24 protein-coding genes are annotated in these 23,558 nt (G+C 60.0%); 18 read left to right on the top strand and 6 right to left on the bottom strand.

All coding sequences use genetic code 11. From position 1 onward, the window contains the following. Positions 1-28: 28 nt before the first annotated feature. Genes BN1012_RS14690 through BN1012_RS14680 form a run of 3 tightly spaced genes read left to right on the top strand, consistent with a single transcriptional unit; the run spans position 29 to position 3,914 of the window. Positions 29-778, top strand: a complete 750-nt coding sequence (locus BN1012_RS14690; RefSeq protein WP_244442911.1) for an ABC transporter ATP-binding protein — start codon at positions 29-31, stop codon at positions 776-778. Next, positions 775-3,387 carry an ABC transporter permease gene (locus tag BN1012_RS14685; RefSeq protein ID WP_244442910.1) on the top strand — a complete coding sequence of 871 codons (2,613 nt, stop codon included), beginning with the start codon at positions 775-777 and terminating at the stop codon, positions 3,385-3,387. The genes BN1012_RS14690 and BN1012_RS14685 overlap by 4 nt, the downstream gene beginning before the upstream one ends. Positions 3,388-3,389: 2 nt before the next feature. Next, positions 3,390-3,914, top strand: a complete 525-nt coding sequence (locus BN1012_RS14680) for a GNAT family N-acetyltransferase (protein WP_043950176.1) — start codon at positions 3,390-3,392, stop codon at positions 3,912-3,914. A 150-nt stretch (positions 3,915-4,064) separates the two neighbouring features. On the opposite strand, the gene BN1012_RS14675 is transcribed toward BN1012_RS14680, so the two are convergent. Continuing rightward, positions 4,065-4,403, bottom strand: coding sequence for a PaaI family thioesterase (locus tag BN1012_RS14675; protein WP_244442992.1), 339 nt, complete (start codon positions 4,401-4,403; stop codon positions 4,065-4,067). A 218-nt stretch (positions 4,404-4,621) separates the two neighbouring features. Between BN1012_RS14675 and BN1012_RS14670 the strand changes: the two genes are divergently transcribed. Both BN1012_RS14670 and BN1012_RS14665 read left to right on the top strand, forming a co-directional pair. Continuing rightward, positions 4,622-5,377, top strand: a complete 756-nt coding sequence (locus BN1012_RS14670) for a Bax inhibitor-1/YccA family protein (protein ID WP_043950174.1) — start codon at positions 4,622-4,624, stop codon at positions 5,375-5,377. A gap of 89 nt (positions 5,378-5,466) precedes the next feature. After that, positions 5,467-6,708 (top strand): cation:proton antiporter, encoded by a 1,242-nt coding sequence (locus BN1012_RS14665; protein WP_043950173.1) that lies wholly within the window; start codon positions 5,467-5,469, stop codon positions 6,706-6,708. A gap of 3 nt (positions 6,709-6,711) precedes the next feature. Here the strand turns inward: BN1012_RS14665 and BN1012_RS14660 are convergent, their stop codons facing one another. After that, entirely contained in the window at positions 6,712-7,113 is a 402-nt protein-coding gene (locus BN1012_RS14660; RefSeq protein WP_122381373.1) for a DUF2794 domain-containing protein, read from the bottom strand. Positions 7,114-7,796: 683 nt separating this feature from the next. On the opposite strand from BN1012_RS14660, the gene BN1012_RS14655 reads away from it, so the two are divergent. From BN1012_RS14655 to BN1012_RS14640, 4 genes are read left to right on the top strand one after another with little or no spacing between them, the layout of a single operon-like run. Continuing rightward, entirely contained in the window at positions 7,797-8,849 is a 1,053-nt protein-coding gene (locus tag BN1012_RS14655) for an ABC transporter ATP-binding protein (RefSeq protein ID WP_244442909.1), read from the top strand. Further along, positions 8,846-9,580 carry an ABC transporter permease subunit gene (locus tag BN1012_RS14650; RefSeq protein ID WP_043950171.1) on the top strand — a complete coding sequence of 245 codons (735 nt, stop codon included), beginning with the start codon at positions 8,846-8,848 and terminating at the stop codon, positions 9,578-9,580. The genes BN1012_RS14655 and BN1012_RS14650 overlap by 4 nt, the downstream gene beginning before the upstream one ends. Positions 9,581-9,585: 5 nt before the next feature. Beyond that, positions 9,586-11,574: a GldG family protein gene (locus BN1012_RS14645; RefSeq protein ID WP_043950170.1), complete on the top strand. Its 1,989-nt coding sequence runs from the start codon at positions 9,586-9,588 to the stop codon at positions 11,572-11,574. Further along, the gene (locus BN1012_RS14640; RefSeq protein ID WP_043950169.1) at positions 11,571-12,695 is read left to right on the top strand and encodes a DUF4340 domain-containing protein; all 1,125 of its coding nucleotides are present in this window, start codon (positions 11,571-11,573) and stop codon (positions 12,693-12,695) included. The genes BN1012_RS14645 and BN1012_RS14640 overlap by 4 nt, the downstream gene beginning before the upstream one ends. Positions 12,696-12,709: 14 nt before the next feature. Here BN1012_RS14640 and BN1012_RS14635 read toward each other — a convergent pair whose 3' ends face one another. From BN1012_RS14635 to acnA, 3 genes are all read right to left on the bottom strand, one after another. Beyond that, positions 12,710-12,940, bottom strand: a complete 231-nt coding sequence (locus BN1012_RS14635; RefSeq protein ID WP_043950168.1) for a DUF7336 domain-containing protein — start codon at positions 12,938-12,940, stop codon at positions 12,710-12,712. Positions 12,941-13,013: 73 nt separating this feature from the next. Continuing rightward, positions 13,014-13,778 (bottom strand): DUF1223 domain-containing protein, encoded by a 765-nt coding sequence (locus tag BN1012_RS14630; RefSeq protein ID WP_052535412.1) that lies wholly within the window; start codon positions 13,776-13,778, stop codon positions 13,014-13,016. A 193-nt stretch (positions 13,779-13,971) separates the two neighbouring features. Continuing rightward, entirely contained in the window at positions 13,972-16,689 is a 2,718-nt protein-coding gene (gene acnA, locus BN1012_RS14625) for an aconitate hydratase AcnA (protein ID WP_043951163.1), read from the bottom strand. Between the two features lie 333 nt (positions 16,690-17,022). Here acnA and BN1012_RS14620 point away from each other — a divergent pair, with 333 nt between their 5' ends. From BN1012_RS14620 to BN1012_RS14590, 8 genes are all read left to right on the top strand, one after another. After that, entirely contained in the window at positions 17,023-17,865 is an 843-nt protein-coding gene (locus tag BN1012_RS14620; RefSeq protein ID WP_043950167.1) for a crotonase/enoyl-CoA hydratase family protein, read from the top strand. After that, positions 17,852-18,373, top strand: a complete 522-nt coding sequence (locus BN1012_RS14615) for a hypothetical protein (RefSeq protein ID WP_145973486.1) — start codon at positions 17,852-17,854, stop codon at positions 18,371-18,373. Before BN1012_RS14620 ends, BN1012_RS14615 begins: the two co-directional genes overlap by 14 nt. An 83-nt stretch (positions 18,374-18,456) precedes the next feature. Further along, positions 18,457-19,074 carry a heme ABC exporter ATP-binding protein CcmA gene (ccmA, locus tag BN1012_RS14610; RefSeq protein WP_043950165.1) on the top strand — a complete coding sequence of 206 codons (618 nt, stop codon included), beginning with the start codon at positions 18,457-18,459 and terminating at the stop codon, positions 19,072-19,074. Next, on the top strand, positions 19,071-19,724 hold the full coding sequence (gene ccmB, locus BN1012_RS14605) for a heme exporter protein CcmB (RefSeq protein WP_043950164.1): 654 nt from the start codon (positions 19,071-19,073) through the stop codon (positions 19,722-19,724). Before ccmA ends, ccmB begins: the two co-directional genes overlap by 4 nt. 85 nt (positions 19,725-19,809) lie before the next feature. Then, a complete protein-coding gene (locus BN1012_RS14600; RefSeq protein ID WP_043950163.1) occupies positions 19,810-20,550 on the top strand; it encodes a heme ABC transporter permease in 741 nt (246 codons plus the stop codon). After that, the gene (gene ccmD, locus BN1012_RS17265; RefSeq protein ID WP_063958506.1) at positions 20,550-20,717 is read left to right on the top strand and encodes a heme exporter protein CcmD; all 168 of its coding nucleotides are present in this window, start codon (positions 20,550-20,552) and stop codon (positions 20,715-20,717) included. The genes BN1012_RS14600 and ccmD overlap by 1 nt, the downstream gene beginning before the upstream one ends. A gap of 13 nt (positions 20,718-20,730) precedes the next feature. Further along, the gene (locus BN1012_RS14595; protein WP_043950162.1) at positions 20,731-21,315 is read left to right on the top strand and encodes a DsbE family thiol:disulfide interchange protein; all 585 of its coding nucleotides are present in this window, start codon (positions 20,731-20,733) and stop codon (positions 21,313-21,315) included. Between the two features lie 72 nt (positions 21,316-21,387). Continuing rightward, positions 21,388-21,747, top strand: coding sequence for a hypothetical protein (locus BN1012_RS14590; RefSeq protein ID WP_043950161.1), 360 nt, complete (start codon positions 21,388-21,390; stop codon positions 21,745-21,747). Between the two features lie 25 nt (positions 21,748-21,772). Here the strand turns inward: BN1012_RS14590 and BN1012_RS14585 are convergent, their stop codons facing one another. After that, complete coding sequence (locus tag BN1012_RS14585) at positions 21,773-22,420, bottom strand: MarR family winged helix-turn-helix transcriptional regulator (protein WP_043950160.1); 648 nt, start codon at positions 22,418-22,420, stop codon at positions 21,773-21,775. A 416-nt stretch (positions 22,421-22,836) separates the two neighbouring features. On the opposite strand from BN1012_RS14585, the gene BN1012_RS14580 reads away from it, so the two are divergent. Then, positions 22,837-23,472 (top strand): NUDIX hydrolase, encoded by a 636-nt coding sequence (locus BN1012_RS14580; protein ID WP_081826431.1) that lies wholly within the window; start codon positions 22,837-22,839, stop codon positions 23,470-23,472. The last annotated feature ends 86 nt before the right edge of the window (positions 23,473-23,558 follow it).

Below are 23,558 nucleotides of genomic sequence, written 5' to 3'. Positions count from 1 at the left end.
GCCGCCAAACAATGTCTGGAAAATCCGCGTGACCGATGCTTCTGCCGGCAAGTCCATATCTGATCCGATCATCTCTCTTAGTGACGTCCATCTGACGCTGCCGAGCACGGCGGGCCCGGTGCATATTCTACGCGGTATCGGCCTGGATGTATCACCCGGCAAGGCTGCAGGCCTTGTGGGACCATCTGGATCCGGCAAATCCACGCTCCTGATGGTGCTGGCGGGGCTCGAAAAACCCACATCCGGCTCTATCAAGGTGGCCAATCGTGAACTAACCACGATGAACGAAGACCAACTGGCCCTGTTCCGCCGGGATAATGTGGGGATTGTGTTCCAGTCTTTCCACCTGGTTCCAACCATGACGGCCCTGGAAAATGTCGCGATCCCGTTGGAATTTGCCGGGCGGGCAGACGCTTTTGATGTGGCAGCGGAAGAATTGAAGGCTGTTGGGCTGGCGCACCGGCTGGATCATTACCCTGGCCAGCTGTCCGGTGGTGAGCAGCAGCGTGTGGCTCTGGCCCGCGCCGTGGCCCCCAACCCGGCCATTTTGCTGGCGGACGAGCCGACCGGTAATCTGGATGGTACGACGGGTGATGCGATTATTGACCTGATGTTTGACCTGCACTCGCGCCGCGATACGACACTGGTGCTGATTACCCATGACATGCATCTGGCAGAGCTGTGCGACGACGTTGTGCATCTGCGCGACGGTCTTGTTGAAAAGACGGCCAAAGGCACGCGCAACAAATCTGATCTCCTTGTAGGAGCGGCCTCTTGAGCGATATCGCTGAAACATCTCCTGCCCTGGCGGCTTCCGTTCGTGGCGGCGGCTCCAGCAGGCTGCCTTTGCCCTTCAGGATTGCGTCGCGCGAATTACGCGGTGGCCTGAAAGGCTTTCGGATTTTTCTGGCCTGTCTGACGCTTGGCGTCGCGGCCATTGCGTCCGTCGGCTCGGTGTCGTCAGCGCTGATGCGTGGGCTGGCTGAAGAAGGCCAGACCATTCTGGGCGGGGATGTGGGCTTTGAGATCGTCCATCGCGAAACCAACGCAGATGAACGCGCCTGGCTGAACGCAGTAGTGGAGCGTGGCGGGGCCCTGTCCAAGACAGCGGACATGCGGGCCATGGGCCGGGCGGTGAAAAACACCGAGCGCACACTCGTTGAGCTCAAGGCCGTTGATGATTTCTATCCGCTGTATGGCGAAGTCACGCTTGCCTCCGGCCAGTCGCTGGACAGTGCGTTGGCGCGCGGCAGTGATGGGGCCTTCGGCGCGGTGGTTGAGCCGGTGCTACTGGAACGTCTTGGTCTTGAGACCGGCGACGAGCTGAATGTGGGCAATCTTACCTTTGTCATTCGCTCGGCGATTGACAATGAACCTGATCGTGTCGCGGGTGGTTTTGCCATTGGGCCACGAGTGATGATTTCCGACGAGGCGCTGGCTGAAACGGGTCTTGTGACCATCGGTAGCCTTGTGGATTACGAGTACCGGCTGCGGTTACCTGCTGCTGAACAGACCAATGAGGCGGTCGCAGCCTTTGTGGAAGAGACCAAGGAAGCGCTGCCGGAGTCCGGCTGGCGCATCCGCGACCGCTCAAACTCTGCACCGGGTATTCGGCGCACGGTCGGGCAGGTGGCGTTGTTCCTGACGCTGGTTGGCCTGACGGCGCTGATCGTTGGTGGTGTTGGCGTTGGTAACGCCATCAAGAGTTACATCGACAAGAAGCGCGAAGTGATTGCGACCTTCAAATGTCTTGGCGCGCCGGGGGGGCTGATCTTCCAGATCTATTTCCTGCAAGTGATGGCGATTGCTCTGGTGGGTGTGGCCATCGGGCTTGGGATCGGGGCCATGGTGCCGATGATTGCCCAAGCGTCACTGGCAGAATTGCTACCGGTGCCAACGGAGTTTGCGGTTCATACGGGCCCGCTGGTGCTGGCTGCGATCTACGGCATTGTCACTGCCATTGCATTTGCCGTGTGGCCGCTGGCGCGGGCGCGGGACATTCCTGCTGCCGGACTGTTCCGGGACATTGTTGCGCCCGCCAGCCGCTGGCCGCGACCCTTCTACATTTTCCTGACGCTTGGATCGCTTGCCACGCTGGCGGTCTTGGCCGTGGCGCTGACGGAAGATTATCAGCGGCTGTTCGCTGTCTGGTTCCTGGTGGGCACGGCGGCAGCCTTTGGTGTGCTGCTGCTCACCGCAGACCTGATGATGTGGGTCGCCAAACGCGTCGGGCGTCCGAAGATGCCGTCGTTGCGCATTGCGCTGGCCAATCTCTATCGGCCGGGCGCGCCTACGGGCTCTGTTGTTCTGTCGCTGGGTCTCGGGCTGACGCTGCTGGTCACGATCTCGCTGATTGATGGCAACATCACCCGGCAGGTCTCAACGCAGCTGCCGGACCGGGCGCCGTCGTTCTTCTTCCTTGATCTGCAAAAGGGTCAGCTCGACGGGTTCAACACCATTCTCGATCAGACGGATGGCATTGCTGACGTCAATCGTGTGCCGATGATCCGTGGGCCGATTGTTGCGGTGAATGATGTGCGTGCGGGTGACGTGGAAGCGACACCGGACTCGCGCTGGGCGCTGCGCGGTGATCGCGGCTTTACCTATTCTGCAGCCCTTCCGCCGGGCTCGGACATTCTTGAAGGCGAGTGGTGGCCTGAAGACTATGCGGGCCCGCCGCTGGTGTCTTTCGTCAAGGATCTGGCAGACGGCTGGGGCATTGGCATTGGCGACACGCTGACCATTGATGTGCTGGGTCGTGAGATCACCGCCGAGATTGCCTCCCTGCGCGAAGTGACGTGGCAGACGGGCGGCATCAATTTCATTCTCGTGTTCTCACCCGGCGTGCTCGACAACGCACCGCAGACCATTTTGTCCACGGTGACAATGGATGAAGCCGGTGAGCTTGAGCTTCAGCGGCAGGTGACGGATGCGTTCCCCAATGTGACGAGTATTCGCGTCAAGGAAGCCATCAGTTCCGTGTCCGCCTTGCTGGAAGACCTTGTGCTGGCAGTGCGCGCAACGAGCGTCGTGACGATCATTGCCGGCATTCTTGTGCTGGCGGGCGCCATGGCGGCCGGTCATCGGCATCGTGTGTATGACTCAGTCGTCCTCAAGGTGCTGGGTGCCACGCGGGCCAAGGTGCTGGGCGCCTATGCGCTTGAGTATGCGCTGCTTGGCTTCGGCACGGCACTGATTGCCGCGAGTGCCGGGACGCTGGCAGCCTATCTGGTGATCACGCAGGTGATGCAGGCGGAGTGGGCGTTCCTGCCGGTGACGCTGGCCATCACAGTGATCGGGGCGACGGTCATCACCATGGGCTTTGGCCTCGTGGGCACGTGGTCAGCCCTGAGCCGCAAGGCAGCGCCGATCCTGCGTTCCGAATAGACATGCTTGAGGTTCCGGTCCTTGAAACAGAGCGGATGACCCTCGCGCCTCTATGCGATGATCATCGCGACGGTGTGCGGGCCCTGTGGTCGCAGCCTGCTGTAGTGCGGCACTCGGGCCGGGTGCTGGATCAGTTCGGCATTCCCATCATGATGCCGATGACGTCTCTTGATGATGCAGACCGGCTGATTGCGTTCTGGCTGAAGTCGCAGGCGGATGGCTGGGGCAATCGCTGGGCGATGTTGCTGGGGTCCGCGCAGGCTTTTGCGGGCATGGTCGGCTTCAACGCGCTGCGCCCGGCGGCTGAAATCGCCTATCATCTGCATCCGGACTATTGGGGACAGGGTCTGATGCTGGAGGGGTGCGAGGCTGCGCTCGACTGGCGGTTGGCTGACCAGGACGTGACGCGCATTGATGCGTTTGTGGAACCGATCAATGGCCGCTCAATTGCTCTCGCCAAACGGCTTGGCCTGTCTGCCACTGGTGACATGTCCGAAGGGGCAGAGCGGTATTCGCGGGCGCCGTAGGCGTCTCACTTTTTCCAAGTCCAAAAGTGCCAGGCACTCTCAACCGCAGCCCCGGACTTGATCCGGGGTCCACTCTTGTTGGCCATGCGGTTGGTCGTTTGCGAGTAGGCTCCGGATCAAGTCCAAAGACGCGGGATGGTGAGGCTGGATTCAACGCTGCGGCGGGATCGAGTAGGTGACGGTTGCGTGGGCCACCAGATCCGTATCGCCTTCGCTGACGATGGAGACATCGCCAATGGCGAGGCGCTTGCCGAGTTTGAGGATGCGGCGGGTGGCAACAATGGCGCGGGGCTCGGGCTTGCGCATGAAGTTGATGTTGAGGTTGGTGGTGACGGCCAGGGCCACCGGGCCGATGCGCGACAGGACCGCGGCATACATGGCGCTGTCGGCGAGACCCATCATGGTGGGGCCGGACACCGTGCCACCGGGCCGCAGCTGGCTATCGTTGAAAGGCAGGCGGCAGATGACCCCGTCAGCGGTGACATCCATCACCTGTGAGCCGGTTTCGCTGTTCCATTGAGGGAATTCGCGCTGCAAAAACGCGTTCAAAGTAACCACATCCATTTTAAGTGTTTGAATATTCAACGAATTTCCTCTTGAGACACCTTAGAACGCCTTGAAACTGGCATAATTCCAGCCGATATTATGTGCCAGAGTTTCGTTTATCGACGTTTCGATTGATCAACCTTGAGAGGATCATAAACACCATGGCTGACTACGACAGCGAAGTCCTTCGTGGCCGTAGCCCCGCGCAAGCTCGCGGCGCCGATATTGATGCCGGCCTGCGCAGCTACATGCTGGGCGTTTACAACTACATGGCCGGCGGTTTGGCGATAACAGGCGTCATTGCGTATCTCGCCTACTCGATGGCTGTGGTCCAGACCCCGGAAGGCCTGATGCTTTCAGCGTTCGGCAATCTGCTGTTCAACAGCCCGCTCAAGTGGGTTGTGATGCTGGCACCGCTGGGCATGGTCTTCTTCCTGAGTTTCCGCGTCCACAAGATGAGTGTCGGGACTGCACAGTTTTCGTTCTGGACCTTTGCGGCGCTGATGGGCCTGTCCTTGTCGTCGATCTTCCTGGTCTATACGGGCGGCAGCATCTTCCAGGTATTCCTGATCACGGCAGCATCCTTCGGTGCGCTGAGCCTGTGGGGCTACACTACCAAGAAGGACATCTCCGGCTGGGGATCGTTCCTGTTCATGGGCCTGATCGGCATCATCATTGCCTCCGTCGTGAACATCTTTGTGGGCTCGTCTGCCCTGCAGTTCGCGATCTCAGTGATTGGTGTGCTCGTGTTTGCCGGCCTTACCGCCTACGACACGCAGCAGATCAAAGAGATGTATGACGTCAATGATGACGGCACGGTATCCGGTCGCAAGTCGATCATGGGTGCGCTGCGTCTGTATCTCGACTTCATCAACCTCTTCATCATGCTGCTGCAGCTGTTCGGCAACCGCGAGTAGCGTCTGCGCACAGCGCCTGACGGCACAGGTAAAGATACAAACCCCCGGACGCTTTACAGCGCCCGGGGGTTTTTCGTACTGCATTGGGTATGGAAGCGCTTGCGGGTCTCTTTGTGGTCTTTGTGGTAGCGCGCCTGTTCGGTGAAGGGGCTGAACGGGTGGGGCAACCGGCTGCTGTGGGGGAGCTCCTCGCCGGGCTGCTGATCGGCCTGACGCTGGCATTGCTTGGGGCGTTCGGCGGACTTGCTGCTGACATTTCCCGCGTTGTGCATCTGGACTCAGAGTTGATCCAGCTGGTGGCGGAAGCGGGCATCTTCTTTTTGTTGCTGTCTGCAGGCATCGACATGAAGCCGACGCAGATCGCCGCGAACAGCACCACTTCGTTTCTCGTGGCTGTCGGCGGCGCAGTCGTACCTCTTGCAGCGGGCACATGGCTTGCCTGGGTGTTTTTGCCGGAGACGGAGATGCGGGCGGTACAGGCGGCCTTCGTGGGCGTGGCGCTGGCGATCACAGCAATCCCTACCACCGTGCGGGTGCTGGCTGAAATGGGGCTTTTGTCCACGCGCCTCGGACAGACCATGGTGGCAGCCGCAATCTTTGATGATGTGATCGGTCTGGTCCTGCTGGCGGTGATTACGGCGCTGATTGCCACCGGCGAAGTGCCGAGCATTCTCGAGTTCGTTTTGATGCTCGCCAAGGCTGCGGCGTTCTTTGTGGTGACGGGACTTCTGGGCGCGCATGTCTATCCGCGGATTTCGCGGCGTCTGCATGTGCTGCAGATCGCATCCGCCGAGTTCGCCATTCTCATGGCCGTTGCCCTTGGCTATGGCGTGCTGGCGGAAGTCTTTGGCATGCACTGGATTATCGGCGTGTTCATGGCCGGGCTCTTCTTTGAACCGGCGCGCGTTGGTACGCGACCCTATGCAGGCATGAAAATCATGACCGGCGGCATTACAGCCGGATTTCTGGGGCCGGTGTTCTTTGCCTCCATCGGGCTTGCGGTGGATCTGACGGCGGTTGTGCATGCGCCCATGTTTCTGGCGGCCCTTGTTGCTCTGGCGATTGCAGGCAAGCTCATTGGGGCTGGTGTGCCGGCGCGGCTTATGGGGTTCACCACGCGGGAAGCCTCCGCCATTGGCATGGGCATGAGTTCACGCGGGGCGGTGGAACTTGTGGTGATCTCCATTGCCGTGGAGCACGGGCTGTTTGCCGTGGGCGCAACTGACCGAGTGGTTGCCGCCATGCCGTCGGCTCTGGTGCTGATGGCCATTGCGACGACGCTGATTGCGCCGATTGCGCTGGGCGTGCTGTTGCGACCGAAAAAACGGTAGGGGCTAGAGGTCGGTGACCAGCGACAGCTGCTTTGGCTCCAGGACCTTGAGGACCTGTTTGAGCTCATGGCCGCGCTTGAGGATCATACCGGAGGCAGAAATGACGGAATAGGCACCCTGCTTGTTGCGCAGTTTGGGGCGTTTCTCGATGCGGTAGAGGGGCATTTCGCTGGCCCGGCGATACACGTTGAATACCGCACAGTCCTTGAGGCCGCTCATGGCGTAGTCGCGCCAGTCGCCGGCGGCGACACGCCTGCCATAGATGTTGAGGATGGCGTCCAGCTCCCGACGGTCCCAGAAAACGGATTTGGGTGCGTTGGACTTGTGACCGGATTGGCGGCCAGACTGGCGGGATGACTGAGGCTGCTGTGTGGATACAACAGTAAGGTGTGTTGGTTCGCTCATTACCGCCATTGTTTCCCTCATGGCGCGCGGGTGCAAGGGGCTTGGCGCGCGCCGGGGCGGCGGGCCTTATAGAAGCTGCGGCGTTAACCATTTTCGGCTCAGGCTCGGGATTTTTCAGGCTCTCGATCCTGTGATCCGAATTCACAAAATGGCCCCAATTCAGCCGTTGGTGCGCCCCAAACCGTACCCATATTCATTCTGTCGCAAGGCGGCCTTGGGTTAACGGTTTCTCCGGCACCCCCCAAGCCCCCCAGCCCCCGTCGGGGCAGCCGTTCAAGGCCCGCTTCCGCGACCCCCCGCATGACCCGCGTATCCAACGTATGGGCCCTTGCGGGGGCCCCTTTTGCGGTGCCGGGTGGAGGCGGACTTTCTCGTCTTCCCACCATCCCGTCCCCATCCCCCCAGGCTTACGAGCCTCGTGGATGGTGCGTGAAGACCCTTCTCACATGAAGGTGCGCTTCGCCCGGCCCGCCTTTTCTCCCCAGCTCTATTCTCTGTCGGTCCAAGCCGGGCTCATGTTCAAGACATGTGGCCGGATTGCCTGTATATGCAGGGCCGCACGTCACGGTTTGGGCATAATTCTTTCCGAAAAGTCACTTGCGCCTTGTCGCGCAGATTTCTATGCACGAAGGAACCAAAAAGGCCGCGTGGGCAATTGTATCCGCGCGCATCCGGGAGAGACTATGAGCGGTTCGGATTCTTCAGCTCCGATGATCGAGATCAGCGGCCTGACCAAGCGGTTTGGGCCGTTTGTGGCGGTCGACAATGTGAGCTTCGATGTCCCCAAGGGGCAGGTGCTTGGTTTTCTCGGCCCCAATGGTGCGGGCAAGTCCACCAGCATGAAAATGATCACCGGCTTCCTCGCCATGACGGCGGGGGATGTGCGGGTGTGCGGTCATGATGTGGAAACCGATCCGATGTCGGCGCAGCGGCTGATGGGCTATCTGCCCGAAGGCGCGCCTGCCTATGGCGAAATGACGCCGATCGACTTTTTGCGGTTCATTGCCGAGATCCGTGGGTTGCGCGGTGCAGATGCTGCCAATGCTGTTGGCCTTGCTGTTGAGCGCACGACGCTGGCACCGGTTCTGGATCAGCCGATTGAAACCCTCTCCAAGGGCTTCAAGCGCCGGGTTGGTCTGGCGCAGGCGATCTTGCATGACCCGGACGTCCTGATCATGGACGAGCCGACGGATGGTCTGGATCCAAACCAGAAGCATCAGGTTCGGCTGCTGATCCAGGAAATGGCGCAGGACAAGGCGATCATCATCTCGACGCATATTCTTGAAGAAGTTGAAGCGGTGTGTGACCGCGCGCTGATCATTGACCGCGGACGCATTGTTGCAGACGGCACACCGGCGCAGCTGATGGGCCGGTCACGCTGGCAGGATGCGGTGACGATGACGGCGCAGTTCTCGACACCGGATGATGCGGGGGCGGCTGAGGCTGCCCTGCGGTCTTTGCCGGGGACATCAAGTGTCGAGCGTTCTGAAAGCGCCGGACCTTTGAGCACATTCACAGTGTTTGCAGCCCCGCGCACGGATGACACAAGCGCACCGTTGGCTGAACAGGTTGCCGTGCTGGCACAAGACAAGGGCTGGCAGGTAAAGGCGCTTTACGCTGAAAAAGGCAGGCTTGATGAAGTCTTCCGTATGCTGACGCATTCAGACGCGCCGGACGGCAGCAAGCCGGACACGGTTGCGCACAATACGGTCGATCGCGGGGAGATCAGCGCATGAGGCAGATGTATGCGATCTTCAAACGCGAGCTGGGGTCGTTTTTTGTGACACCGCTGGCGTATGTCTTCATCGTCATTTTTCTGCTGGCGATCGGGGCTTTCACATTCTATCTGGGCCAATGGTACGAAGCAGGCGAAGCATCGCTGCGTGGCTTCTTCGGGTTCCACCCATGGCTCTATCTGTTTTTGATCCCGGCCATTTCCATGCGGATGTGGGCGGAGGAGCGCAAGTCCGGCACGATGGAACTGCTGCTGACATTGCCTGCACCGTTCTGGGCGAGCGTTGTCGGCAAGTATCTTGCCGCCTGGGCCTTTGCTGCCATTGCGCTGTTTTTGACGTTCCCGATCTGGATCACGGTCAACTATCTGGGTGAGCCGGACAACGGGGTGATTTTTGCAAGTTATATCGGCAGCCTGCTGATGGCCGGTGGCTATCTCGCCATTGGTTCGTGCATGTCGGCGGTCACAACCAATCAGGTGATTGCGTTTGTGCTGTCGGTGGTGGTGTGTTTCCTGTTCACGCTGTCGGGCCTGCCGCTGGTGCTGGACTTCTTTGCGGGCTGGGTGCCGCAGGCGGTGCTTAATACCATTGCGTCGTTCAGCTTTGTCACCCACTTCGATGCCATCATGGATGGTGTGATCGACCTTCGTGACCTTGTCTATTTCGCCTCCCTCATCGCTGTATGGCTGGTGGCGACGGGCATTGTCATTGACCTGAAGCGGGCGGGGTAACGGCCATGATCCAGAAAAAAGTCAGACCCGTTTTCAGCCGTGCCGTGTTTGCGACCAGCATTCTGGTTCTGAGCACGATTGCGTTTGTGGCCCTCAACACCTTCTCGACCGTGGGCTTTCAGAATGCCCGGCTGGACCTGACGGACCGCAGTCTGTTCACCCTGGCCGACGGCACGCGCAATATGGTCAACGGTCTGCGCGAACCGATCACGCTGCGGTTTTATTATTCCGAAGACGTTGTGACGGAGATCCCGGCGCTGCGGGCCCATGCCCAGCGGGTGCGGGATCTGCTGCAGGAAATTTCTTCGGCCTCCAATGGCAATGTGCGGGTGGAAGAAATCAATCCGCAGTCGTTCTCGATTGAAGAAGATCAGGCAACGGATGCCGGGCTCACAGGCGTACCCCTGCGCACAGGCGACAAGGTGTTTCTGGGTGTCGTCGGCACCAACACGGTTGATGGCCGCGAAGTCATCGGCTTCCTGTCACCGGAGCGGGCGACCTATCTGGAATATGATCTGGCGCGGCTGATCTTCTCGCTCGCCAACCCCGAAAAGCCGTTGCTGGGTGTTGTGTCCAACCTGCCGCTTGATACGGGGGCGGGCGGTTTGCTGCTGGCCATGGAAGGGCGCTCGGAACCCTTCATGATCTATCAAGAGCTGAAGAACTCCTTCACGGTGGACTTCCTCGAGCAGGACTTCGATCGCATTGCCAATGAGATCAAGGTACTGGCGCTGGTGCACCCCAAACCGATGGATCCACAGACGCTCTACGCCATTGACCAGTTCGTCATGCGTGGCGGGAGGGTGATTGCGTTTCTTGATCCGCACTCTGAAGTGAGCCTTACCGCAGGCCCCGCCGGCAAGCCGGTGCAAGGCTATACGGAAGCCTCCAACATGCCCGAGCTGATGAAAAGCTGGGGCGTTGAAATGAACCCCAACGAAGTGCTGGCAGACAAACTGCGCGCACAACGCGTTGCCGCCGGTGCGCGGCAGCGGCGTCAGTTGACGGACTATGTTCTGTGGCAGCGCCTCTTGCCGGAAGACTTTGCCAGCGATGACCCGATCACCGCCCCGCTTGATGCGCTGCATACGGGGTCTGCGGGTATTCTTGAACCAACAGCGGACGCGACGACAATCTTTACACCGATTGTGCAGTCGTCTCCTGAAGCGATGATCCTTGATCTGGAACGGGTCAAGTCCGCGCCGTCGCCGGATGATCTGCTGCGGGCCTTTGAGCCTGCGGGTGAACGCTTCACGATTGCTGCGCGCATCTCCGGTCCTGTGAAGACAGCCTTTCCCGATGGACGCCCTCTGGCGGACGATGAAGAAGAAGTGCCCACTGCGCTCAAGTCCTCCAAGCATCTGGTTGAAAGCATCGATGACGCCAACATCGTGATCTTTGCGGACAGCGACATCTTTGATGACCGGTTCTGGGTACAGGTTCAAAACTTCCTGGGCGACCGCATCGCGGTGCCGACGGCGGACAACGCGTCCTTTGTGGTCAATGCCGTTGAGAACCTCATGGGGTCCAACGACCTGATTTCATTGCGGGCCCGAGAACCGGCTGACAGGCCGTTCACGGTGGTGGAAGACATTCGCCGTGATGCGGAAGAAAAGTTCCTGGCAGAAGAAACCCGCCTGCAGACCCGCATTGATGAAACAGAAGCGCGCCTTGCTGCCCTGCGCGCCGAGTTGCCCGAAGGGGCCGGTGCTGCGGCACTGCTGACGGATGCACAGGAAGCTGAAATGGCGTCGCTTCAACGCGAGCTGGCCGAAGGTCGCCGGGCGTTGCGTGATGTGCAGGGGGACCTGCGCCGGGACGTTGATGCGCTGGGTGCACGGATTGCGTTCCTCAATATGGCGCTGGTGCCGCTGCTCGTCGGGGCCGTCTGGCTGGTGCTGAGCTGGACACGCCGGCGTAAACGCGCAACGCGGGCGCAGGCGGCGGGTCGCTCTGTGATGAGTGCTGATACAAACACGGGAGCTGCGTCATGAGGGATGTGCTTTTGCGCGGCGGACAGGCACGCACGCTGACCATGCTTGGTGTGGTGACGGTGCTGCTCGTGGCGCTGGCTATCTTTGCGGTCTCTATGCAGCGGCGGGCGCTGACCTCGGACTTTGAAACCCGGCTGATGTTTCCTGATCTCAGTGAACAGGTGAACGATGCGGCGCGTATCGAGATCGTCAATCGACTGACGGCGGTGACGGTGGTGCGTGACGGGGACACCGGTGACACATGGCGCCTGGTTGAAAAAGACAATCATCCCGCGCGGGCCGACCTTGTGAAGCGGACGGTGGTGGGTCTGGCTGATCTGGAACTGGTCGAAGCGCGCACGGCGCTGCCGGACTGGCACAAGCACATCAACCTGACCGACCCTGCCGACAAGGGAACCGGCGTGCGTGTTTCGGTCTTTGACAATGCGGGCGAGGAACTGGCGTCCCTCATTGTAGGCAAGCTGGAAGGCTCCGCTGACATTGATGGGACCGGCACGATTTATGTGCGGCGTCCCGATGAAGATCAGTCCTATGTGGCCCGCGGGTCCTTCAATCTTGAACAAAAGCAGGTCCCCTGGCTCGACACGCGTGTGGTTGATCTGGCGTCCGGCCGTGTCACGCGGGTGGATGTGCTGCCGCAGGAAGGCCCGTCTTACACGGTGTCACTGGCGGACGGGGACGGCGCCAGCAAGCCGGCCTACCAGCTGGATGATCTGCCTGATGATCTTCAGGTGGTGACGGACTATGCGATTGATGGCATCGGCAATGGTCTGGTCGGTCTTCAGTTCACGGATGTTTTGCCGCAGGCCAACATAACCCTCGAAGCGCCCGTGTCGTCGGTCTATCACACGGATGACGGGTTGCAGGTCACCGTGCAGGCTGAAAAGCAGGGCGGCAGCTACTATGCGGTGCTTGATGCGCGCGCTGTTGACGATGCGGATGAGGCCGTGGTGCAGGAAGCAGCCCGGCTTGCGGCGGGCTTTGCGCCCTATGCCTTTGCGCTGCCGACACCTCGCGGGGCGGATTTGACGCGGTCATTCGAGACGCTGACAGAAGCCAAGCCTGTGGAAGGTGCTGAGGTCGATCTGGAAGCTGTGGAAAGCGCGAACGAAGTGCAATAGAGAAGCGCAGCTGGCTATTCGTCGCCATGCAGCACTGTTATGAAGCCTTCGGTCCATTGATCCTTGTCGATCTCCGGAGTGTCGATCATAAAGCCATCTGGGTGGTCTTTGAAACCTGGCTGCAGCAGTAGACGCGTCTTTGCTGCTTCTGCTGCCTCTCTCGATGAATACACCCCGCATTGCTTGTCATCTTCGCTCCCATCATCAAAGACATGCGTGTGCCAAAGTATGTAAACGTTTTTCATCTTGCCAAACCAATGTCTGCTGCCAGGTGGAATGCCGAGATTCCATTTGAAGAAGGCGAGAATTGGGACGGTATTAGTTCATCAGGGCCATGTCGATGCGGGCGGCTGTGAGGACCTTGCCGACGCCGTACTCACCGGCCTGCTGCACGATGATGGCGCAGCCGTCATGGTCGCCTTCCATCAGCATGTCCTTGGCGAGATCGATGCTCAGCGGCTTTGACGTGTCCCAGTCGTCCAGGCGGATGATATCCCGCACCACGTTTGAGTAGGTAATGGTCTCACCGGCGTTTTCGCCGCGGGTGATCATCACTTCATGGGCGACATCGTACTGGACGAGCCAGACGGCGGCTGTCTGGGACCCCGCCGTGGCATCGGCTGTGACGGCAAATCCATCATCTGTCGGGGTGGTGACGAGGGCCCCTGCGCCTTCGACGCTGTCCACCTGATCATTGATGGCTTTGCGGGACGCCTGCTGGCGGCTGCCGGGCATATGGGTCTCGCCGTCGATGATCAGCTGCGGCGTATATTTCCGGTCCATGAAGTGCTGCGCATAGGCTTCCTGGCGCTGCGTGTGTTCTTCGCGGCCCAGGGTGTCGCGCCAGCCCAGATAGTCCCAATAGGTAATGTTGTAGGTCAGCGCGATGACGTCGTCGCGGGGGGCGACTTCGTTGATCAGCGCGTCAGCCGGGGGGCAGGAGGAGCAGCCCTGACTTGTGAAGAGTTCCACGACAGCAGGCCGCGCCTGGGCGGATGCGGGCATCAGCATGGCGGCAGCCAGCAACGCGGGTGCAGCAATGCGCATAGAGGCGCGTGAGGTGATCTGTGGCAGGGCGGTCATTGCAGTCTCTTCGCGTTGGAGGGTGGGGCTCCCTAAGGATCAACCTAGGGATTTGCCGGCTCATGATCCACTCAAGAGAGTGTGAGGGGCTGCGTGATCACGGCGAAAAACCGCTGTTTTTCAGGTGATCAGGCACAAAAAAGCCCGGAAACCGTAGTGGCTTCCGGGCTTTCTTATCGGTGCTGGTGGTGTCTTACGACGCCATCAGGTTCCGAAGCACGAAGTGCAGGATGCCGCCGTTTTCGTAGTAATCGACTTCATCTGCGGTATCGATGCGGCACAGCACCGGTACTTTCTTGGTCGCGCCCTTGGTATCGGTGATCTCAAGGGTGAGCGTCATGCGGGGCTTGATGCCCTTTTCGTTGCCGGTGATCGTCACGGTTTCAGAGCCGTTCAAACCCAGCTTGCTCCAGCTCATGCCATCTTCGAACTGCAGGGGCAGAACGCCCATGCCGACGAGGTTGGACCGGTGGATACGCTCGAAGCTTTCCACGATCACAGCTTCAACGCCCAGGAGCTTGGTGCCCTTGGCCGCCCAGTCACGGGATGAGCCGGTGCCGTATTCCTTGCCACCGAAGACCACAAGCTTGTTGCCTGACTCGGCGTACTTCATGGCCGCGTCGTAGATCGGCATGCCATCGCCTGACGGATAGTGGACCGTCACGCCGCCTTCAACACCGGGAACCATCTGGTTCTTGATGCGGATGTTGGCAAAGGTGCCGCGCATCATGACTTCGTGGTTGCCTCGGCGCGAGCCGTAGGAGTTGAAGTCAGCAGGCTTGACCTTGTTGGCCTTGAGGTAGTCACCAGCCGGGCTGTCCGCCTTGATGGAGCCGGCGGGAGAGATGTGGTCGGTGGTGATCGAGTCACCGAACAGGCCCAGGATGCGGGCATCCTTGATCGGCTCGACCGCTGCGGGGTCGGCCGTCATGCCTTCAAAGTAAGGCGGGTTCTGCACGTAGGTGCTCTTCTTGTTCCAGTTGTAGGTCTTGCCACCGGTGACCTTGATCTTGCGCCACTGCGGGTCGCCCTTGAACACGTCCGCATAGCGTTCGCGGAACATCTTCTGGGTCACGGACTTGCGCACAGCTTCGGCAATCTCGAGAGAGGTCGGCCAGATGTCCTTGAGATAGACATCATTGCCCTTCTTGTCCTGACCAATGGGTTCCTTTGTGAGGTTCACATTGACGGAACCGGCCAGCGCGTAGGCGACAACCAGCGGCGGTGAGGCCAGGTAGTTGGCGCGCACATCCGGAGACACGCGGCCTTCGAAGTTACGGTTGCCTGACAGAACAGACGTCGCAACCAGGTCAGCCTCGTGAATGGCCTTGGAGATTGGCGCGGGCAGTGGACCGGAGTTACCGATGCAGGTTGTGCAACCGTAACCGACCAGATTGAAGCCGAGCTTGTCGAGTTCCTTCTGGAGACCGGCGTCCTTCAAATATTCCGTCACGACCTGTGAGCCCGGAGCCAGTGACGGCTTCACCCATGGCTTGGTCTTGAGACCCAGCTTGTTGGCCTTCTGCGCGACGAGGCCGGCGGCCATGAGCACAGAGGGGTTGGAGGTGTTGGTGCATGACGTGATGGCTGCAATCACAACGTCGCCGTGACCGATCGTGTAATCGGTGCCGTCAACCTTGGCGCGCTGGAAGCCGTCATCTGCCTTCTTGAACTCGTTGACCATCGAGCCAGCAAAGCTGTCTGCAATGTCGGAGAGAGCCACGCGGTCCTGCGGGCGCTTTGGACCTGCAAGGCTTGGGACCACACTGCTGAGATCAAGGTGTAGGCTGTCTGTGAAGATCGGGTCTTCCGACTTGGACGTGCGGAACATGCCCTGCTTCTTGGCGTAGGCTTCAACAAGGTCCACGCGGGCCTTCTTGCGGCCTGTGGCCTTGAGGTAGCGGAGTGTTTCGGCGTCAATCGGGAAGAAGCCGCACGTGGCGCCATATTCCGGTGCCATGTTGGAGAGCGTCGCCTGATCTTCGAGAGACAGGTGATCCAGGCCCGGGCCATAGAACTCAACGAACTTGCCAACCACGCCACGGGCGCGGAGCATTTCGGTGACAGTCAGCACGAGGTCAGTGGCGGTGATGCCTTCGGCCATCTTGCCGGTGAGCTTCATGCCGATGACTTCAGGGATCAGCATGGAGATCGGCTGGCCGAGCATGGCTGCTTCAGCTTCGATGCCGCCAACGCCCCACCCCAGAACGGACAGACCATTGACCATGGTGGTGTGGCTGTCTGTGCCGACGAGGCTGTCAGGATAGGCAACTTCAACGGTCTTGGTCTTGCCGCCCGCTGCTGCGCGCTTTTCCTTCTTGGTCCAGACGGTCTGGGCCAGATATTCCAGGTTCACCTGGTGGCAGATGCCGGTTCCAGGAGGAACAACGCGGAGGTTGTTGAAGGCTTCAGAGCCCCAGCGCAGGAACTCGTAACGTTCGCCGTTGCGCTCATATTCAACGTTCACGTTCTTCTTGAACGAATCCTTGCCGCCGAAGTGGTCAACCATCACAGAGTGGTCAATCACCAGATCAACAGGGGCCAGTGGGTTGATCTTGTCCGGGTTACCGCCTGCGGCAGCCATGGCGTCGCGCATGGCGGCGAGGTCAACCACGCCGGGCACGCCGGTGAAGTCCTGCATCAGAACGCGGGCCGGGCGGAACGCGATTTCCTTGCTCGACTTGCGGCGCGTCAGCCACTTGGCCATCGCTTCGATGTCGGCTTTCTTGACGGAGCGGCCGTCTTCGTAGCGCAGGAGGTTTTCCAGCAGCACCTTCAACGAGTAGGGCAGGCGCGTGATGTTCTTGAGGCCGTTTTTCTCAGCGTCTTTCAGCGAGAAATATTCATAGCTCTTATTGCCGACCTTGAGGGTCTTGCGGCATTTGAAGCTGTCGAGAGAGACCGGTGCCACGCCTTTTGGGGTTTTGGCTGGGGTCGCCGATTTTTTTGCTGCTTTTTTCTTTGCAGGTGCCAAGAGAGATCCTCCTCATCAGGCAATTTTAGGACAGCGTCCTTGAGCGCAAACGCATGCGATGTCGGGGCATGCATCAGCGCGAAAAAGACAGTGATCCGCGCGCGGTTTTGTTTTTTTCTGGCACCGGGGTTGTGACCCTCAGGCGGCGCAAACGAGTTCGCGCATTCTGGGCGTGCGGGAGTGTGCGGGCGCTTTATACTCCGAACAGGTATGCGCGCCTAGAGCAACTAGGCCGTTTGAGTGCGCTAAAGCACGGGAGAAACACACTAAATGACCGAATCCGGACCAGCCGACACCGCAACCCAGCCTGTCATCGTTGAAAAAGACGGACCCGTCACAATTATCACCATCGACCGACCGCAGGCGCGCAACGCCGTTGACCGGCCAACGGCAGATGCGCTGGTGGACGCGTTTCTGGCCTTTGAGCGCGATGAAGATGCCAGTGCGGCAGTGTTTACCGGTGCACGCGGCACGTTCTGCGCAGGCGCTGACCTCAAGGCGGTGGCAGGCGGAGATACATCGCGCGCCAACCAGGGCGTATTCCCCAAAACCGGCATTGTGGCCGACCCGCTGGCAGATGACGGACCCATGGGGCCGTCGCGCATGTTGCTGTCAAAGCCGGTGATTGCCGCCGTCGAAGGTCATGCGGTGGCCGGCGGGCTTGAGCTGGCCTGCTGGGCGGACATGCGGGTGGCAAGCGAGAGCGCGATCTTTGGTGTTTTCTGCAGGCGCTGGGGCGTGCCGCTCATTGACGGCGGTACGGTGCGGCTGCCGCGCATCATCGGTCATGGCCGGGCCATGGATTTGATTTTGACGGGCCGTCCGGTGGATGCGAAGGAGGCCCTGCAGCTTGGGTTGGCAAATCGCGTGGTGCCGGAAGGTGAGGCACGGGCGGAAGCCATCAAGATTGCGCAGCAGCTGGCGAAATTCCCCCAGGGCTGTATGCGCGGCGACAGAATGTCCGCATACATGCAGTGGGACATGCCCTACGATCAGGCCATGGCCAACGAGTTCCGCCTTGGCCGGGTGACGCTGGCATCCGGTGCCACCCGCGAAGGCGCCGCGCGCTTTGCGGCGGGCAAGGGGCGCGGGGGAAACTTTGAAGACATCTGACCGATTTCTTATCATGGTGGCATTGGGGAGCGGTCAGCGTGCGTTGTACGTGCGCCGTGACTTTTCGATGCTGGACCGGTTCGTGATGCTGGCACTGCCCGTTTTTCTGCCAAGTATCGGAATTGGATTTTGGCTGGCGTTTGAGATTGGACTGTCTGCGCCGCAGGTGGCGTTTGCAACGGTCGTCGTATGGCTAGCTGGATTGGGAATCATGTACATGCTCCCAACCATGGTCATCGTGTGGGCAAACTGGGTTACGACGTTTGTTTTCCTCACGGTGTGTCTAGTTCATTTTGGTGGCTTGCTGTCTTTAGCCGTGATTCATTTGGGACTTGCTCTTTTTTACGACCTTGATTTGCCAGAGGTTGTCTCCGTCGAACATCGCATTTTTCTTTTTGCCATTCTTGGTATTGCCGTGGCGACGGCGTTCTGGGCCTATTTCTACAAGCGGGCTGGCCGTGAAACGCCGAAGACATTTCTCAAGCTGCCCAAAAACTTGCCAGGTTAGAAACTCCCTCATTTATGCTTGGAACGCGGTATGTCGCGATTTCATAACCGGACTTGGCAAATAGTTGAGAGCTACGACCGCATATGACTACATGTCTTCAAGTGATCGATCTGGCCTGCCAGCGTGGAGCGCGTCTTCTGTTTGAAGACGTGTCCTTTTCGCTTGGGCGCGGCGAAGCGCTGGTGATCACCGGTCCAAACGGCACCGGAAAGTCGAGCCTGTTGCGCATTCTGGCGGGGCTTCTTGAGGAAGAAGACGGCGAAATCAGTCATGACGACGAGATGCTGTATCTGGGGCATCTGGACGCGCTGAAGCCGCAGATGAGTGTCATGGAAAATCTGCGGTTCTGGGTCGCGCTTTTTGGCGGTACCGGCGATTTGCATACGGCCCTCACGCGGTTCGGGCTTGGGCATATTCCTGACCTGACGGCAGGCGTTCTGTCGGCCGGGCAGCGGCGGCGGCTGACGCTGGCGCGGTTCTCCTGCTTTTTGGGTGGCGATAGCGCACGGCCGATCTGGTTGATGGATGAGCCTGACAGCGCGCTGGACGATGCCGGGCGCGGGTTGCTGGACGAGCTGCTCGCCGAGCACCTGTCCCTTGGCGGTGTAGTGCTGGCGGCAACCCATCGGGGCCTGGGCATTGACGCCACTGAACTCAAAATGGGCGAACTCAATATCGGTGAACTGGGGATGGGGTCATGAGCGCGTTCTGGGCGCTGGTGGCGCGCGACATCAAGCTCGCTGGAAGGCTGGGCGGTGGACCGTTTGTGGGGCTTGGCTTTTTCATCATCGTCGTGACCATGGTGCCGTTTGGTGTGGGCGCTGATCTGGATCTCCTGTCGCGCATCGGGCCGGGCGTTTTGTGGGTGGCGGTGCTGCTGGCAACCTTGTTGTCGCTGGACCGGCTGTTTCAGGCGGACTTCGAGGACGGGTCGCTGGACCTGTTCTTGATGTCACCGCTGCCGGTGGAAGCGCAGGTGCTTGCCAAGTGTCTGGCGCACTGGATCACCAACACCGTGCCGCTGATCATTGCGATGCCGGCGGTCGCGTTTCTGGTCAATCTGGATACCGACATTCTGCTGCCCCTCCTTGTGAGCCTGCTGGTGGGGACCCCGTCGCTGAGTTTTATTGGTGCCCTTGGCGCTGCCCTCACGGTGGGCGTGCGCCGGGGCGGACTTGTGCTGTCCCTGATTGTGCTGCCGCTGTATGTCCCGGCGCTGATTTTCGGCGCGGCGGCGGGCACCGGCGACCTGATGGGAACACCCATGCTGTTTCTGGGGGCTTTCTCGCTGGCCTCCCTGGCGCTGGCGCCCTTTGCGGCTGCGGCGGCGTTGCGGATTTCGGTGTCATGACTTTGGTCCGCACCCCTCACGAAAACGCTATTTCGCCGCAGGGAGCTTTTCTTGCTGCGGATGCGTGGCGGGGATAAAAAATCATATGGCTAAATCCATACAGCGGTTTGCAAATCCGGCGCGCTTCATGGCGCTTTCCGGCGCAGTTTTGCCGTGGGCCATTGCCGCCACGGCGCTGACGCTGAGTGTCGGGCTGTATCTGGCGCTGATTGCGTCGCCCCCGGACTATCAGCAGGGAGAGACCGTGCGCATGATGTATGTGCATGTGCCGTCAGCGTGGCTGGCGTCCGCAGGCTATGCCTCCATGGCGCTTGCCTGTGCGGTTGGGCTGATCTGGCGGCATCCGCTGGCCTTTGCCTCTGCCAAGGCGATGGCCCCGCTGGGGGCTGCGTTCACGTTTCTGGCGCTGGTCACGGGCTCCCTGTGGGGCAAGCCCATGTGGGGGGCCTACTGGGTGTGGGACGCGCGGCTGACGTCTGTGCTGGTGCTGTTTTTCATCTATCTGGGCTACATGGCCCTGTGGGAAGTGATTGAGGACTTTGGCCGCGCGGCGCGGGCGACATCGGTCTTTTGTCTTGCCGGCGCGGTCAATCTGCCGGTCATCCGGTTTTCGGTCGACTGGTGGAACACGTTGCATCAACCCGCATCTGTTGCCCGGCTCGACGGTCCGGCCATTCATTCGTCCATCCTGACGCCGCTGCTGGTGATGGCGGTTGGCTTTACGCTATTGTTCATCGTGCTCACTTTGGTGCGCACGCGGACGGAAATCATGCAACGCCGGGCGGCTGCGCTTGAAATGCAGCAGGCGCAGGCGGGAGGTGCGTGATGGCTGATTTTCTCGCCATGGGTGGGTATGGAAGTTTTGTGTGGCCCGCTTACGGGGTGACGGCACTTGTGGTTGTTGGCCTGATTGTGTGGAGCGCGCAGGCGCACCGTGCGGTGAAGGCGCGCGTCGCCCTGCTTGAAGCGCAGGCAGACAGGCCCGGGTCATGAGCGAGCAAGCGTCATGAGCGAGGATGCGCCTGCAGGGCGTCGCTATGGGGCGCTTGTACCCGTTGCGGTTTTTGCAGCCCTTGCCGCCTTGCTCTATCTGGCGCTGTTCTGGGGAGACCCCAGCGAAATCCCCACGGCACTCAAGGACAAGCCGGTTCCTGACTTTGTGATGCCGCCGGTGGACGGCCTGCAGAACATGCCCGGCCTTGCTTCCGACGATCTCAAGACCGGCGCACCGACCATCGTGAATGTGTGGGCCTCGTGGTGCGGGCCGTGCCGGGTCGAGCATCCGGTGTTGATGCAGCTGGCCGAACGCGACGACGTGCGGCTTGTGGGGCTGAACTACAAGGATGCGCCTCAGAATGCCCGGCGGTTCCTGGGCACGCTGGGCAACCCGTTTCAGGCGGTGGGGGCGGACAGAACCGGGCGCACGGCCATTGATTGGGGCGTCTATGGGGTGCCGGAGACCTTCATCGTTGATGGCAACGGGATCATCCGCTTCAAATATGTGGGCCCGATTGCGCCGGCGGATATCGAAAACGTGATCCTGCCGGAGCTCGAATCCGCCAGAACCCCCGTATCTGAGCTTTCAGATTAACTTTGCGGCAACCCTGGACGGCCTAAACCGGTAGGACCGTTTTTTCCTTCTTTCGAGGATTTGCGCGCTTTTATGGCTTTGCCCATCACCTCATCGCTGATTGCCGCACAGGCGCAGACCTATGCTGCGCCCAAAAATGTGCGCGCCTATGCGCCTCCGCCGGTGGAAAAACTGGCGGCGCGGGGCAGCAGCAATGCGGTTCAGGTGGAAATTTCAGCAGAAGCCCGCAAGGCGGAGCAGGCGCGGTTTGAAACGCGCAATGATGACGACAAGCGAGCCGATGAGCGGCGTGATGCGGCAGATGCGCGGACAAACGACTTGGCACGTGATTTGGCACGTGAATTTGCCCGCGAAGCGCCCCTAAGGGACGCGCAGCAAAATGCTGGGACACGCAACTCGCGCCCCGGCACCAATCTTGATATTCAAATTTAAGTCCGGCTCAGGCCAGACCGGCTGACTAGCGGCGTTTTGCTGCTGTCTTCTTCTTGGCTGCTGTCTTACGCTTGGGAGCAGCCTTCTTTTTGGCGGCTGTTTTCTTTTTGGCCGTCGTTTTCTTGGCGGCTGCCTTGCGCTTGGGTGCTGCCTTCTTCTTTGCGGCAGGTTTCTTTTTAGCTGCGGCCTTCTTCTTGGCGGCAGGCTTGCGACCCGTTGCAGCACTCACGGCTTCCATGGCGTCGTTGCCGAGATTTGCGATGACGCCGAGGATTTCAAACAGGTTTTCACGCTGCTTGGGGCTCAGGGCATCCATCACCATTTTTTCAGCGCGCACGGCCTGAGGCATTGTGGCGTTCAGGGCGCGGCGGCCGGCTGCTGTGAGGTTCACGGAGTTTGCGCGACGGTCCGTCTTGGTGCGCTTGCGCTGCAGAAGTCCGCGGGAAATCATGCGGCTGATCATGTCTGCGAGGGTCGAGCGGTCGATGCCGGTCTGTTTCACCAGATCGGTCTGGCTCAGGCCTTCATCGCGTTCGACAGTCACGAGCACAGCAAACTGACGCGCGGTCAGACCGCCGGCGCCAACTTCCTTGGTGAAGAGGTCCTGCGCGAACTGCGTGGCGCGGCGGAGCAGATGTCCGGGGGATTGTTCGAGGTCTAGCTTCTTGGCCATGGTGCTTGCTTCCTTTGTCTTCGGTTTGCCGGGTCCGCGCCTTGGGAATATTTCCGCCTCGGACTGCTTGCCTTCAATGGGGCTTGCGATCGGGGATCGGGGCGGCGTGGCACGGGTATTTCAAATGTCGTCCGGGTACATACGTATTTTGTCTTTGCGTCCATTTTGCGTCGCGTAATTTGGTGACGTTGAGCGCAGAGCAAGTTGGTGCGTTAGACCGCACAAAGTTTTCCAACACGCTAACAGTGCACCATTCAGAATGGGACGCAAGAGCATGGGCGTAATTCGATGCCAAATTGCATGCAGTTTTGCGCTGGCTCAATCCGCACCATGATCTAGTTTTACGGTTTCAGCCGGGCTGCAATGCGTAGCCGCGACGCCTTGCAACAATCCGCATGCGGAGTGCCAATTCTACAATGACCAAATCAAGCAAGACTCCTGATCCCGCGCAGCCTGTTGTGTCGGATGCGGAACGTAATGCGGCTTTGTTGCCGCGGTCGATAGATGACAAACACGCATTCACGTTGAGGGTTCCCGATGGTGATACCCATGCGCGGCACGTGTGCAATGACTGCGGGTACATCCACTACACAAATCCCAAGATTGTTGTGGGGTCTGTTGTTACGTGGCACTGCGCGGAAGATGGTGACGTGCGGTATTTGATGTGCCGTCGTGCCATTGAGCCACGCAAGGGGTTCTGGACGCTGCCGGCGGGCTATCTGGAGAACGGGGAAACGACTGATGCGGGCGCCCGGCGCGAAGCGCTCGAAGAAGCGTGTGCGGACATTCGCATTGATGCGCTGCTGGCGGTCTATTCCCTGGCGCATATCTCTCAGGTGCAGCTGATGTACAAAGCAACCCTGCTATCTCCTGACATTGATGTAGGTGAGGAAAGTCTGGAGGTGGCTTTGTTCCGCAAGGAAGACATCCCCTGGGACGAGTTGGCTTTTCCAAGCGTGCGCTGGGCGCTCACACAGTTTCAGGAAGTTGCGCAAACGCCGGTTTTTGCCCCTTTCACCAACCCAGTTGAGGATGCTGGCAAGCCGGACTGACGGATATCAGCCTTGCGTCAATGGACTTCCCTTGCGGCAGGGTTAGCCCGCACCGTTCGCCCGCCCTCAATTCGCAGGGTTCATAA

The sequence above is a fragment of the Candidatus Phaeomarinobacter ectocarpi genome (assembly GCF_000689395.1).
In the GTDB taxonomy this organism is placed as follows: Bacteria; Pseudomonadota; Alphaproteobacteria; order CGMCC-115125; family CGMCC-115125; genus Pyruvatibacter; species Pyruvatibacter ectocarpi.
This window is presented reverse-complemented; position numbering and strand designations above follow the sequence as displayed.